The sequence below is a fragment of the Sinorhizobium sp. 6-70 genome (assembly GCF_030124375.1).
Classification (GTDB): domain Bacteria; phylum Pseudomonadota; class Alphaproteobacteria; order Rhizobiales; family Rhizobiaceae; genus Sinorhizobium.
Window position 1 is genome coordinate 178,201 of sequence record NZ_JASKLS010000007.1, and the last position, 14,482, is coordinate 192,682.

Below are 14,482 nucleotides of genomic sequence, written 5' to 3' on the forward strand. Positions count from 1 at the left end.
AGGCCGGGGACAGGAACCTCGCGGCCCTCCCGTGCGGCTTCCCCCTCCACCAGACGAGGAGAGACAGAAAGAGAGCTTAGATCATGGGTTTCAAGATTGCAGTCGCAGGCGCCACCGGCAATGTCGGCCGGGAGATGCTGAACATCCTTTCGGAACGCGGTTTTCCCGCCGATGAAGTCGTGGCGCTCGCCTCGTCGCGCTCCATCGGTACCGAAGTCTCCTATGGCGACAAGACGCTGAAGGTCTCCAACCTCGAAACCTATGATTTCTCCGACACCGATATCTGCCTGATGTCGGCCGGCGGCGCGGTTTCGCAGAAGTATTCGCCGAAGATCGGCCAGCAGGGCTGCGTCGTCATCGACAATTCCTCCGCCTGGCGCTACGACGCCGACGTCCCGCTGATCGTCCCGGAAGTCAACCCCGACGCGATCACCCTTTTCTCGAAGAAGAACATCATTGCCAACCCGAATTGCTCGACGGCCCAGCTTGTCGTCGCGCTGAAGCCGCTGCATGACCGCGCCAAAATCAAGCGCGTCGTCGTTTCCACCTATCAGTCGGTTTCCGGCGCCGGCAAGGATGGCATGGACGAGCTCTTCAACCAGACCCGTGCCGTCTTTGTCGCCGATCCGATCGAGAGCAAGAAGTTCACCAAGCGTATCGCCTTCAACGTCATCCCGCACATCGACGTGTTCATGGAAGACGGTTACACCAAGGAAGAGTGGAAGGTTCTGGCGGAAACCAAGAAGATGCTCGATCCGAAGATCAAGGTGACCTGCACGGCCGTGCGCGTTCCCGTCTTCATCGGCCATTCGGAATCGGTCAATATCGAATTTGAGAACGAGATTACCGCCGATGAGGCGCGCGACATCCTGCGCGAAGCGCCGGGGTGCCTGGTCGTCGACAAGCATGAGAACGGCGGCTACGTGACGCCTTACGAATGCGCCGGCGAAGATGCGACCTATATTTCGCGCATCCGCGAGGACGCGACCGTCGAGAACGGCCTCAACCTGTGGGTCGTCTCCGACAACCTGCGCAAGGGCGCCGCGCTCAATGCCATCCAGATCGCCGAATTGCTCGTCAACCGCGGCCTGGTCAAGCCACGCAAGCAGGCCGCTTGATCGGCCTCGCCCAGGCTTGAATTGAAGCCCCGCTCGGTCCGAACAGGACCCGCGGGGCTTACCATTGGTTTTTCCGCACATGTTGGGGGCGGATTCACGTGAAACATGACATCCCGCGACGCGGGACCAGGGCCGGCACGGGCCGGCATTTTTGAAGACAAGCGATTGTTCGGGCAAATGACGGGGTATTTCATGCACAGGGCAAAGTGCGTAGTGGCGGGGCTTGCGGCCCTGGTTTCAACGGCGATCCTTTCCTCGAACGCGGCGGCGGCCCAATGCGGCAACGACGCCAGCGGCTTTCAGGCCTGGGTGGCCGAGTTCAAACAGGAAGCCGCGGGCAACGGCATCAGCCTCGCCGTCATCGACCAGGCGCTCTCCAATGTCGCCTATAGCAGAGCGACGATCCGCGCCGACCGCGGCCAGAAGAGCTTCAAGCTCTCGCTCGACCAGTTCATGCAGAAGCGCGGCGGCCAGACGATCATCTCTCGTGGCAAGAAAATGCGGGCACAGAACGCCAGGCTCTTCGACAGCATCGAGCAGCGCTTCGGCGTGCCGGCCGGTCCGCTGATCGCAATCTGGGGCATGGAAACCGGCTTCGGCTCGTTCATGGGCAAGGAACACACGCTCTCGGCCGTCTCCACGCTCGCCTATGACTGCCGCCGTTCGGACTATTTCACCAATCAGCTCTACGCGGCGCTCCAGCTCGTCGAGCGCGGCGACCTGAGCCCGGCCGCCCGGGGGGCTGCCCATGGTGAGATCGGACAGACCCAGTTCCTGCCGGTCAACGTCCTGCGATTTGGCGTGGACGGCGATGGCAACGGCCATATCGACATGGTTCGCTCCAAGGCGGACGCTCTTGCCTCGACGGCGAACTTCCTGCGCGGCCACGGTTGGCAGCCGGGCGGCGGCTATCAGCCCGGCGAAGTCAACTACGCGGCCATCCAGGGCTGGAATGCAGCCAGCGTCTATCAGCAGGCAATCGCCATCATCGGCGCCGAGATCGACGGCTACTGAGAAAGTCAGCTATCGCGATAATTTCGCCCCTCTCCTCGGGTTTAACCCGAGGACTAACCCTCTCCCCGCTCGCGGGGAGAGGGAACTGAAGCGGCGCCGCGAGTCTCCTTCGCCCCGCTTGCGGGGAGAAGGTGGCCGGCAGGCCGGATGAGGGGCAGGTTTTTAGCAGTGCGAACCAATCGCGCCTGTTGTTACATGCCCGGTCGGGCAAAATCGCCGGTCTTGGCGTCCATCACCCAAAGCTCGCCGGTCGAGATGTCGAACCAGGCGCCATGAAGCTGCAGCTTGCCCTTTGCTTCGAGAATCTGGACACAGGGGAAGGTGCGCAGGTTGGCGAGCGAATTGCGGATCGACACCCGTTCGAGAGCCCGCTGGCGTTCCGCCTGGGTCATATATTCGTTGCTCTGGATCAGTTCGGCGGCCGGCCTCAACAGGTTCATCCAACGCCCGATGAAATCGCCGGGGGACAAGGGTTCCGCATCCGGATCGAGCGCCGCCTTGATGCCGCCGCAGCGCCCATGTCCCATGACGACGATGTTGCTGACGCGCAGGGACTGAACCGCGAACTCGAGCGCGGCGGAGGTCGAGTGATAGTGGCCGTCCGGCTCGTATGGCGGCATCATGTTGGCGACGTTGCGGATGACGAAGAGTTCTCCGGGACCGCTGTCGAAGATCGTTTCGGGTGCGGCCCGCGAATCGCAACAGGCGATAACCATCGTCTTCGGCTTCTGGCCGCTCTCGGCAAGCGTCTTGTATCGTTGCTGCTGCTCGTTGAAACGACCGCTCATGAAATTGCGGTAGCCGGTCAGAAGATGTTCCGGAAAACCCTGCATATCCATCGATAACCCCGCGTCATACACTCATTCATTGCTGCATCGCTCCTGCCGCATGGTTCCTTAAATCGGAATCGGTTTAAGGGCAAAATCATGCAGCAATCCAAAGTGCTACAGCGACCTTTGCGCGTCCGAGTAAGACGCGGCGCTGTAGGGACCAATGAAGCGCCGAAGTGTTACAGCGAGCGTGTCCCGCCTGAAAGGGCGACGAGCGCTTATGAGCCATTTCTTTTATATCCGCCGCTATTTCTTCCGCACCTGGCTCGGATGCAAGAGGCGCCGCATCTGCACCATGGCCATCGGCGTCGCGAGGCTCGAGGCATCCTGCTCGAGCGTCAGCTCGTCGGCGTCGCGCTTGCGACTGCGGGCAATGATCTCGAACACGCTGGCGGTCGCCATCTGCAGCGCCCGCTCTTCCGGGAGCCCCTGGAGCAGCCGCGACAGAAACACGGCGGCCAGCAGATCGCCGGTGCCGTTCGGCGGATTGTCGACCAGTCGGTGTTCGGCCAGCAGCGCATGACTGCCGGACAGGTAGAGATTGCCCGTGCCACCGGTCATCATCGGGACCGCCGAGGTCACCAGCACGCGTGAAGGTCCGAGACCGAGTGCCGCATCGAGGATCGCCGTATTCGTTTCAAGCGCAGCGCCGGCGAGCCAGGAGAGCTCGAACCGGTTGGGGGTCGCAAGCGTCGCCAGCGGCAGCAGCCGGTCGCGCACCGCGGCCGCGATCTCATCCGAAACATAAAGGCCGTTGCCGTCGCCGATGACGGGATCGCACGCGTATAGAAGCTCGGGATTGCGCTGGCGCAACGCCGTCACCAGTTGCGCAACACCGTCGACCTGGCCCGGCGAGCCCAGATAGCCTGACAGAACGGCCCGGACTTCACCAATCCAGCGCGCATTGACGAGATCATCGATGATCGACCGGAAGTCCGTGTCGGCGATCGTCACCCGTGTCGAGCGACCGTGACCCGGATGCCATGGCAAGATCACCGTCGGCACGGCCCAGACGCGATGCCCGAGCGTCTCCAGCGCGAAGACCGCGGCCCGGTTGCCGACGGTGCCGCGAACCACATGGCTTGAAATGACGATGACGGCGCCGGGTGCTGCAGGCATTTCGGGCATCGGGCAATTCCATTTCTTCGAATCGAAGTGTGATCGCCCGACTGTCACGGGCCTGTCAACAGGGCGTGTCAGACGGGGCCGAAACAGCTCTCCGGCGTTTTCGTTCGTTTCTACGGTTTTTCGAGCAATTTTTGCAAAATCGCCTTCGATTTAAATGGATTTATGTCGAAATCGCGTGAATTTCTCCAAAGTATGGCTCGATTTTGCCGAAATCGAGCATAAAACAATCGCCATTGGCCATGGTTCTGATAGGCTCGTCTATCACGAATGGGGAGAGAGTTCATGGGCGTGAAATACAATCCGAAACGGGACAGGCACATCGACGCGGCCAAGGCGGCTGCAAGCAAGATCGGCGCCGAGGCGCTGGCGCCCGAAATCCTTTTCGGCGGGGCAAGCAACGACGACCTCGATCTCTACACCGCCGACATGCTGGCGCTGACCGCCGCGCATGCGCGCAAGGAACTGGCGCGCTGGGACGGCGGCAAGCCGCAGGTTTCGGTCGAAACCGTACCGGGGGTCGCGCCGGGTGGCACCGATGTCTCGATCATCGCCGTCACCGAACGCAACATGCCATTCCTCTATGACTCGGTCATGGGCGAGGTGACGAGCACCCACCGCGACATCCACCTCGCGATCCATCCCATTCTGGTCATGGAACCGGGCAAACCCATCAAGCCGTTCGATCCGGACGAGGAAAGCGACCCGGCGCACCGGGTGAGCCACATCCAGATCCACTTGAACAAGCTCGCGCCGCTCGAAGCGCGTTCGCTGAGCAAGCGCATTGCCGAGGTTCTGGAGCAGGTCCATCAGGCCGTCCACGACTGGCCGGCGATGACGGCATTGCTCAATCAGGCGATGCAGGAACTGGAAGACTACAATGCGTCGCGCAAGAAGAGTGATCGCGACGAGGCGCTCGCTTTCCTTCGCTGGCTAAGGGACAACAATTTCACCTTCCTCGGCATGCGGGAATACACCTATTCCGGCAAGGGCGAGAAGGCGAAGGTCGAACGCGGCAAGGGCAGGGGCCTCGGCCTTCTCTCCAACCCCGACGTCCGCGTGCTGCGCCAAGGCAAGGACGCCGTGCTGACGACGCCGGAAATCCTCGCCTTCCTCGAGGGGCCTGAGTTCCTGATCGTCACCAAGGCCAATGTGAAATCCGTCGTCCACCGCCGTGCCTATATGGACTACATCGGCATCAAGCGCTTTGACGCATCCGGCAACGTGGTCGGTGAGCTGCGCATTGTCGGCCTCTTCACGTCGACGGCCTATACCCGCCAGGCTTCGGAAATACCGTTGCTCAGGCACAAGATCGAAAAGATCATCGACTATTTCGGCTACGATCCCCAGAGCCATTCCGGCAAGATGCTGGCAAACACGTTGGAATCCTATCCGCGCGACGACCTCTTCCAGATCGACGTCGGGCTGCTCGCCGCCTTCTGCGAGCAGATCAACGAACTGAGCGACCGGCCGCGCATCAGGGTGTTGCCGCGCATCGACCATTTCGACCGCTTCGTCTCGATCCTCGTCTTCGTGCCACGCGAGCAATACGACTCGGACGTGCGCGAGAAGATCGGCAACTACCTGAAGACCGCCTATGACGGCCGCGTTTCCGCCTATTACCCGGCCTTCCCCGAAGGCGGGCTGGCGCGGGTCCATTTCATCATTGGCCGCTACGCCGGCAAGACTCCGCGCGTTCCGCAGGCCAAGCTCGAGGAGGCAGTTCGCAGCATCGTCACCCGCTGGACCGATCGCTTCAACCTGCTTGCCCGCAAGGACGGCGTCGAGATCTCGGTTGGCGAAGCCTATCAGGCGGCCTTCACGCCGGCGGAGGCCTATGACGACCTTCACGACATCGCTGCCTGCAAGGCCGACGACCCGATCCGCATCTCGTTCTATCATAAGCAGAAAGAGCGGCCGGACACGCTGGAGCTCAAGATCTTTCACGCGGAAGATCCGGTTTCGCTCTCGCGGCGCGTGCCGCTCCTCGAAAATCTCGGCTTCCGCGTCATCAGCGAGCAGACCTATGACATCGGCGTCAGTTCGCATACGGAAGAACAACGGCACGTCGTGCTGCACGACATGGAGCTCGTTCACCGAGACGGACATGCGCTCAATCTCGCCAAGACAGGTCCGGCGCTCGAAGAGGCGTTCCTCGCCGCCTGGAACGGCACGACCGAGGACGACACCTTCAACCGTCTGATCTTGCTTGCGGGCCTCACCGCGCGCGAAGTCACGGTGCTGCGCGCCTATGCGCGCTATCTGCGCCAGGCGGGCATCACCTATTCGCAGGGCTATATCGCCGATACGCTGAACAAATATCCGGCGATTGCCGCCGACATCTTCCGGCTGTTTGCGACGCGCATGGATCCGAAGACCGAGGTGAAGGCGCGCACGAAGAAGAGCAATGCCTTGCTCTCGGCGATCGAGGAAGCGCTCTCGGCGGTGCCGAGCCTCGACGAGGACCAGATCCTGCGCCGCTACGTCAACGTGATCCAGTCGACGCTCCGGACCAACTATTTCCAGAGGGATGCGGACGGCAAGCCTCGCGCGGTCCTTGCCTTCAAACTCGACCCGAAGCAGCTCGACGGCCTGCCGGAGCCCCGGCCCTTCCGCGAGATCTTCGTCTATGGCACCGAGGTCGAAGGCGTGCACCTGCGCTTCGGCAAGGTGGCGCGCGGCGGCCTTCGCTGGTCCGACCGGGCGCAGGACTACCGCACCGAGGTGCTTGGCCTCGTCAAGGCACAGCAGGTGAAGAATGCCGTCATCGTCCCGGTCGGCGCCAAGGGCGGCTTCTACCCGAAGCAGCTGCCGATCGGCGGAACGCGCGATGAAATTTTCAAGGCCGGCACGGAGGCCTACAAGACCTATATCCGCACGCTGCTGTCGGTGACCGACAACATCGTCGGCCAGGATGTCGTGCCGCCGGCCGATACGCTGAGGCTCGACGGCGACGACCCCTATTTCGTGGTCGCGGCCGACAAGGGTACCGCCACCTTCTCCGACACCGCCAACGGGCTTGCGCAGGAAGCGGACTTCTGGCTCGACGACGCTTTTGCCTCCGGCGGCTCGGCGGGTTACGACCACAAGAAGATGGGCATCACCGCCCGCGGCGCCTGGGAAACCGTCAAGCGTCATTTCCGCGAAATGGACATCGACATCCAGACGACGCCCTTCACCGTCGCCGGCGTCGGCGACATGTCCGGCGACGTTTTCGGCAACGGCATGCTGCTTTCGGAGAAGATCCGGCTGATCGCCGCCTTCGACCATCGCGACATCTTCATCGATCCGAATCCGGATACCGATCTTTCCTTCGCCGAACGCAAGCGCATGTTCGCGCTTCCGCGCTCGAGCTGGCAGGATTACGACCGCAAGACGCTGTCGCAGGGCGCGATGATCATTTCGCGGGCCGAGAAGTCCGTGACGCTGACGCCGGAAGCGGTGGCGGCAATCGGCATCGACAAGCAGAAGGCGACTCCCTTCGAGATCATGAATGCCATCCTCAAGAGCCAGGTCGACCTGCTCTGGTTCGGCGGCATCGGCACCTATGTGCGCGGCAGCAATGAAACGGACGCCGAGGTCGGTGACCGCGCCAACGACGCGATCCGCGTCGCGGCGGAAGAGGTGCGTGCCCGCGTGATCGGTGAAGGCGCCAATCTCGGTGTCACCCAGAAGGGCCGCATCGGCTTCTCGCTCGCCGGCGGGCGCTGCAATTCCGACGCGATCGACAATTCGGCCGGCGTCAATTCCTCCGACGTCGAGGTCAACATCAAGATCGCGCTGGCCTCGGCCATGCGGGACGGTCGGCTGACGCGGCCGAAGCGCAACACGCTCCTGGCGTCGATGACCGACGAGGTGGGCCATCTGGTCTTACGCAACAACTACCAGCAATCGCTGGCGATCTCGCTCACCGAAATGCAGGGCCTCGCAAACCGTACGTCGCTGGCACGGCTGATGGCGCGGCTCGAGGCCGACGGCCACCTCAACCGCAAGGTCGAGACCCTGCCGACGGAACTCGCCATGAGCGAGCGTTACCAGGCGGGCAAGCCGCTGACGCGCCCCGAGATCGGCGTGCTGCTCTCCTATGCGAAGCTGGTGCTGTTCGAGGAACTGATCGTCGGCGATCTGCCGGACGATCCCTATTTCACCGCGACGCTCGAGCGCTATTTCCCGGCAAAGATGCGCAAGACCTATGCCGGAGACATCCGCGGACACCGGCTGCGCCGCGAGATCATCGCGACGGTCCTCGGCAACGAAACGATCAACCGCGGCGGTCCCGCCTTCGTTTCGACGCTCACCGATTCGACCGGCTTTCTTTCCGGCGACGTCGTCAAGGCGGCCGTACTGGCGCTCGACGGCTTCGAGCTGCAGCGGATTTACGGAGAGATCGACGCGCTCGACAATAAGGTCGGTGGCCGCGTTCAGAATGCGCTCTACCAGGAAGTGGGCCGCATCTTCGCCCTCGTCACCGAGAAGGCGTTGCGCACGGGCGCCGCAAGGGGACCGGTATCCGATGCGGTTTCGCGTCTGCGTGACGGCTTGCAGAAGCTGCGCGGCACGATGCGCACTGCGATTTCCGGAGAAAGCGCCGAAGAAGCGCGATTGAAGGCCGCGACCTTCATCGAAAGCGGCGTACCGGCAAAGCTTGCGGAGGAAATCGCCGAGCTGTCGCTGATGACCCTCGTGCCGGAGATCATGCAAATCTCCACCGAAACGAAGGAAACGCTGAGCCGCACGGCGCAGGGCTATTTCACCGTGACGGGGAACCTCAGGATCAACCGGCTGCTCGCCGCCGCCGACCGCGTTCCCGCCACCGAGCAGTTCGAGGCCATGGCGCTCTCGCGCGCCGTCGCCGATATCGGCGCGGCACGGCGGGATATCACGGTGGCAGCCCTCGTCGAGCAGAAGGGCGAACGCAATCCAGTGCTTGCCTGGCAGGACAACGATCGCGAACGCGTCTCGCGCGTCGACGACCAGTTGAAGCTGCTCACCGAGAAGGGCGAGACGACACTCGCCAAGATCACGGTAGCGGCTGGCCTGCTCAACGACCTTGCACGCGCCAAGGCGAAATGACACAGTCCGTCCGGGCAAAGGGCCCGGAGGACTGATTCCGCTCCGGGTTTAGTCGCGATTTCAACGCGTTATCGCCCTCGCCGAAATCGGTCGGCGGGGGCGATAAAATCCAGGAGGGGAGATTGGACGTTACGGCCGAAGCGAGAGAGCAGCCCAGAGCGTCGCGCCTCGGCATCATCGGCTGGATGCTGTTCGACTGGGCCGCGCAGCCTTTTTTCACCGTCATCACCACTTTCATCTTCGCGCCCTATTTCGTTTCGCGGCTCACGGCCGACCATGTGCAGGGGCAGGCAATCTGGGGCTATACGCTCACTGTCTCGGGCATCATCATCGCGGTTCTTTCGCCCGTGCTCGGCGCGATCGCCGACGCGACGGGACCGCGCAAGCCCTGGATCGGCTTCTTCGCCGTCATCAAGATCGTCTCGCTCGCCATGTTGTGGTTCGCCGCACCGGGCTCGCCCATCCTCTATCCCGCGATTTGCCTCGCCCTGGCGACCGTTGCCGCCGAATTTTCCATCGTCTTCAATGATTCGATGATGACGCGCCTGGTGAGCGAGAAGGAAGTCGGCCGCATCTCGAACATTGCCTGGGGCCTCGGCTATCTCGGCGGCATGATCGTCCTGATCGCGGTGGTTGCGCTCATTGCCGGAAATCCTGCGACGGGAAAGACGGCACTCGGGCTCGACCCGATTTTCGGCATCGATCTCGCCAAAGGGGAGGATGCCCGCATCACCGGACCGATCTCGGCCGCCTGGTACCTGATCTTCATCCTGCCGATGTTCCTGTTCACTCCGGATGCGACCAAGGCGGCGATGCCGTTGGGCAGGGCCGCCGCGACGGGGCTTTCGGAGTTGAAGGGCACGCTCGGGGAATTGAAGCAAAGGCCCGGGATACTGCGCTTCCTGATCGCCCGGATGATCTTTCAGGACGGCGTCAATGGTCTGCTGGCGCTCGGCGGTACCTTTGCTGCGGGGATGTTCGCCTGGCAGACGATGGAGCTCGGCATCTACGGCATCATCCTCAACGTCGTCGCTATCGGCGGCTGCCTTTGTGCGAGCTGGCTCGATGCGCGGCTCGGCTCGAAAACGATCGTGGTATGGAGCCTCATCTGCCTCACCATTGCCACGCTCGGGATCGTCTCGACCGGCCCTGGCTTCACCCTGTTCGGGCTGCTCACGCTTCCGACGGAAGACACCGGCGGTCTCTTCGGCACGGCGGCGGAAAAGGCCTACATTTTCTACGGCCTTCTGGTCGGCATCGCCTTCGGACCGGTTCAGGCCTCGTCTCGCTCCTACCTCGCCCGAAGCGTCGCGATTGAGGAAGCGGGGCGCTATTTCGGCCTCTACGCCCTTTCCGGACGCGCGACCTCGTTTCTTGCTCCCGCTTCCGTCGCAACGATCACCGTGATGGCCGGTTCCGCCCGCATCGGCATGATGGCGCTCGTCGCCTTCCTCGCCGTGGGTCTCGTCATCCTTCTGCGCACGCCCTATCCGGCGCATCGCCCGGCATGAAAAACCCGCCGCGAGGGTTTTCGCGGCGGGTTCGTGAAGGGGTATCAACCGCGTCAATGCCGGAAATGGCGCATGCCGGTGAAGACCATGGCAACGTTGTGCTCGTTTGCCGCGGTAATCACCTCCTCGTCACGCATCGAGCCACCCGGCTGGATAACGGCGGTGGCGCCGGCTGCGATCGCCGACAGGAGGCCGTCGGCGAAGGGCAGGAAGGCTTCCGATGCGACCGCCGAGCCGCGCGTCAGCGGTTCGGCGAGACCGAGCGCCTTCGCAGCTTCCTCCGCCTTGATGGCTGCGATGCGGGCCGAATCGACGCGGCTCATCTGGCCGGCGCCGATGCCGGCCGTCTGGCCGTCCTTGGCATAGACGATGGCGTTCGACTTGACGTGCTTCGCCACCTTGAAGGCGAACTTCATGTCTTCGAGCTCCTGCGCGGTCGGTGCGCGCCTGGTCACGACCTTGAGTTCGAGGTCCTCGACCATGCCGTTGTCGCGCGTCTGGACGAGCAGGCCGCCGGCGACCGTCTTTGCGGAAAGGCCCGGCAGGCGCGGATCCGGCAAGCCACCGGTCGCAAGCAGCCGGAGGTTCGGCTTGCGCGCGATGATCGCCTTCGCCTCGTCGCTGACCGACGGCGCGATGATGACTTCGGTGAAGAGCTTGACGATCTCGTCCGCCGTCTCGGCGTCGAGTTCCTGGTTGAGCGCGATGATCCCGCCGAAGGCCGACGTCGAATCGCAGGCGAGCGCCCGGCGGTAAGCTTCCGCAAGCGACGGCGCCGTCGCGACGCCGCAGGGGTTGGCGTGCTTGATGATTGCGCAGGCCGGCGCCTTCTCCGGCAGGAACTCGGCAACGAGCTCGAAAGCGGCGTCGGTGTCGTTGATGTTGTTATAGGAAAGCTGTTTGCCCTGCAGCAGCGTGGCGGTCGCGACCCCCGGCCGGTTCTCGCCGGTCACGTAGAAGCCCGCCTTCTGATGCGGGTTTTCGCCGTAGCGCATCTCTTGCCTGAGCACGCCGCCGATCACGCGATGGCGCGGCATCGGCGTATCGAGCACGTCGGCGAACCAGTTGGAGATCGCGGCATCGTAGGCCGCCGTGCGGGCGTACGCCTTTGCCGCCATTTTCTGGCGGAAGGCATAGTGCGTCGTGCCGCCGGCGATTTCTTCGAGAAGGGGCGTATAGTCGGCGGGATCGGTGACGATGGTGACGTAGGCATGGTTCTTCGCCGAGGCGCGGATCATCGCCGGGCCGCCGATGTCGATGTTCTCGACCGTCGTCGGATAATCGCCGCCCTTGGCGCGAACCTCCTCGAACGGATAGAGATTGATGACGGCAAGATCGATGGCTGTAATGCCGTGCTTGCCCATCGCCGCCACGTGCTCGGCATCGTCGCGAATGGCGAGCAGGCCGCCGTGAACACCCGGGTGAAGCGTCTTGACGCGGCCATCCATGACCTCCGGAAAGCCGGTCAACTCCGAAACGTCGCTCACCGGGAGGCCGGCGTCCGACAGTGCCTTGTGCGTGCCGCCGGTCGAAACAAGCCGTACGCCCTTTTCGTGAAGAGCACGCGCGAGCTCGACAATGCCGGTTTTGTCGGAAACCGAGAGGAGGGCGGTGCGGATCCGGACTTCGTCCGGGGCGGGGATTTTCTTGGAGGCGACAGCCATCAACCATGCTCCTTTGGCGGCGCCGGACGCCTGGGGAGAAAGGTGCCGGCGATTGGGATGGCTGCCCGTTAGCATAGCTTGCCCCGGGAAGGAACCTTCAGCACCGTTGGCAGCGGAAAATAGGCGGCAAGCTAGAGCAATTCCAGGAAAAGTGTGTAACGGTTTTCCGTCCGGAATTGCGTAGTTTCAAAGAGTTAGATTATTTCACTGTTTCAATGAAATAATCCAGACTCGGAAGCCTAGCTCTCGCGGGTAAGGGTCCACTGGATTTCCGGCTGTCCCGCGGCAGCGAAGGTGACGGTTATCTGCGACGAGGCCCGCACGCCCGAAGGATCGGCGAAGAAGATATCCTCCTCGATCGCCAGTTCCCCATCCCGGCAGGCGAACAGCCAGGCCTCGCCATCGGGCGCGGCCAGATAGATTTCGCTGTCGCTCGCCCGCCGCATCGCGATCGCCGGGTGGATGTGAAAGCGGGCGACGGCACTGGCAGCGTTGGCCGCATCGGGATCGCCGCCATCCCCTCGCGAAAGCCGATCGCGTCCGCGAAGCAGCCGGCCGCCGTTCAAGATGCTGATATCGCGTTCATGAAGCAGGCCGAAGGAAGCGAGATAACCGTCGTGGCTGGCCCAGAGGGACTCGATGCTGCCCGGCTCGTCCCTTCGCTCGACCAGCACCGTGGAGAGCCCGGACGTCATGATCGGCCCGAGGAACCGCGATTGGGAAAAGCGGCACGAGGACGTATCGTTGACCGTCACCGTGGAATGGGCGGCGGTCGCCCGGGCCATCTGACGAAATCGTTCCCCTGCAAACTTCGGTGCGCCGGAGTTGATGACGAAGCGGTTTCTGCCCGACGACATCTCGAAGGAGAGGCAGCCCGCATGGGCACTGCGCGAAAGGTCGATCGAGAGCGGGCGCCCGGTATCCATGATGACGACGGTTTCACCGAGAAACAGCCGCTCATAATGGGCATGGGGCAGCGAGTGGAACGGCTCGCCGGCCGTTTCGTCATACCGCAGCACAGAGGCGAGTTCATGCGCGAGAACCGAGGTCGCACCGTTGAAAAGCGCGAGTTCGCCGCCCTGGTGACGGAAGAAACGCAAGGCCGGATACATCCGGTCGATGCAGGGAATGAGCCGTGACGGCACATCGTGGCCAAGGTTGACGTAGGTTTGCCGGAGCGGCAGCAGATCGAGCAGAAGCTCGAGCCCCGCCCGCGGGCTGCGCGACGAATGCGCGCCGTCCGGCAGGATCTGGCGATCGAGCTCCAGATCGAGATTGCGGGAGGCCTTGCGGATGGCGGAAGCGGAGGCCGGCATCGACACGGACGCCATGGCGAGCGCCATGCGCACGCGAAGCCGCGCCTCGCCGTCGCAGACCGTGTCCGCAATGTGCCGGAGGTAGCGAACCTGGAAAGCCAGGCTTTTCAGGAAGCGGCGGTAGAACCCGTGCTCTGCGTTCCGCAGCACCACCGGCGAATGCGACAGCCAGGCGATGATGCGCTGGGCGATCACGTCAGCTTCCCAGGAGATGTCGCCGATCGTGCGGCCGTGGCTGCCGATCCAGTCGTCGAGGATCTGCCGGAGCCTGACGTAGCCGGCATCGTCGCGGATCGCGCGCATATGCCTGAGCCAGCCGAAGGAATGGAGGCGGGCCGCAAATTCGTGCGACGGCAAATCGATCTCAAAGGGGGATTCGCCTTCGGTATCGAGCACGCGGCCCGCAAGCGGAAAGCGGCCTTCGAGAATCTCTTCGGCAACGAAGGGATCGATCGCCCTCAGATCGGTCGGCGCAACGATCAGTCGATCCGGAGTCGACCCGGCAAAGCGCATCGCTGTCAGGCGGCCGAGCGAGATGCGGCGCGAAAATCGGCGCCAGCCTTCCCGCAGATACAGGTAAAGAAGCCTTTGCTTACCGGAAAACACCATCAGCGCCCGTCGGTTTCCCTATTCCTGCAACGGACCCTTTCGAAGCGCCTGAGGCCACTGTATGTGTCCCTAAATCGGAGCCGATTTAAGGACACATACAGTAATCCTAAGTGCTGCAGCGGCGGTTGGCGCCTGAAAGACGCACGGCGCTGGAGCGCATGCCGGCTTGCGCCAGAATCCCTTTCCGGCAGATGGTGCCGGAAAGATCATTAAACTTTTATC

Annotated in this window: 8 protein-coding genes; 4 read left to right on the forward strand and 4 right to left on the reverse strand. The window is 63.0% G+C overall.

Features of this window, described 5'->3' with window-relative positions; translation table 11 throughout:
- Positions 1–83: 83 nt before the first annotated feature.
- Complete coding sequence (locus QN222_RS15945; protein ID WP_283960580.1) at positions 84–1,118, forward strand: aspartate-semialdehyde dehydrogenase; 1,035 nt, start codon at positions 84–86, stop codon at positions 1,116–1,118.
- 192 nt (positions 1,119–1,310) lie between these two features.
- Positions 1,311–2,132 carry a lytic transglycosylase domain-containing protein gene (locus tag QN222_RS15950; protein ID WP_283960581.1) on the forward strand — a complete coding sequence of 274 codons (822 nt, stop codon included), beginning with the start codon at positions 1,311–1,313 and terminating at the stop codon, positions 2,130–2,132.
- 191 nt (positions 2,133–2,323) lie between these two features.
- On the opposite strand, the gene QN222_RS15955 is transcribed toward QN222_RS15950, so the two are convergent.
- The gene (locus QN222_RS15955) at positions 2,324–2,971 is read right to left on the reverse strand and encodes a carbonic anhydrase (RefSeq protein WP_283960582.1); all 648 of its coding nucleotides are present in this window, start codon (positions 2,969–2,971) and stop codon (positions 2,324–2,326) included.
- A gap of 237 nt (positions 2,972–3,208) precedes the next feature.
- Positions 3,209–4,090 carry a pyridoxal kinase PdxY gene (gene pdxY / locus QN222_RS15960; RefSeq protein ID WP_283960583.1) on the reverse strand — a complete coding sequence of 294 codons (882 nt, stop codon included), beginning with the start codon at positions 4,088–4,090 and terminating at the stop codon, positions 3,209–3,211.
- 282 nt (positions 4,091–4,372) lie between these two features.
- On the opposite strand from pdxY, the gene QN222_RS15965 reads away from it, so the two are divergent.
- Positions 4,373–9,160: an NAD-glutamate dehydrogenase gene (locus QN222_RS15965; RefSeq protein WP_283960584.1), complete on the forward strand. Its 4,788-nt coding sequence runs from the start codon at positions 4,373–4,375 to the stop codon at positions 9,158–9,160.
- Between the two features lie 122 nt (positions 9,161–9,282).
- Positions 9,283–10,671 (forward strand): MFS transporter, encoded by a 1,389-nt coding sequence (locus QN222_RS15970; RefSeq protein ID WP_283960585.1) that lies wholly within the window; start codon positions 9,283–9,285, stop codon positions 10,669–10,671.
- 53 nt (positions 10,672–10,724) lie between these two features.
- Here QN222_RS15970 and purH read toward each other — a convergent pair whose 3' ends face one another.
- Positions 10,725–12,335 carry a bifunctional phosphoribosylaminoimidazolecarboxamide formyltransferase/IMP cyclohydrolase gene (gene purH, locus QN222_RS15975; RefSeq protein ID WP_283960586.1) on the reverse strand — a complete coding sequence of 537 codons (1,611 nt, stop codon included), beginning with the start codon at positions 12,333–12,335 and terminating at the stop codon, positions 10,725–10,727.
- A gap of 239 nt (positions 12,336–12,574) precedes the next feature.
- On the reverse strand, positions 12,575–14,260 hold the full coding sequence (locus QN222_RS15980; RefSeq protein WP_283960587.1) for a heparinase II/III family protein: 1,686 nt from the start codon (positions 14,258–14,260) through the stop codon (positions 12,575–12,577).
- Between the last annotated feature and the right edge of the window lie 222 nt (positions 14,261–14,482).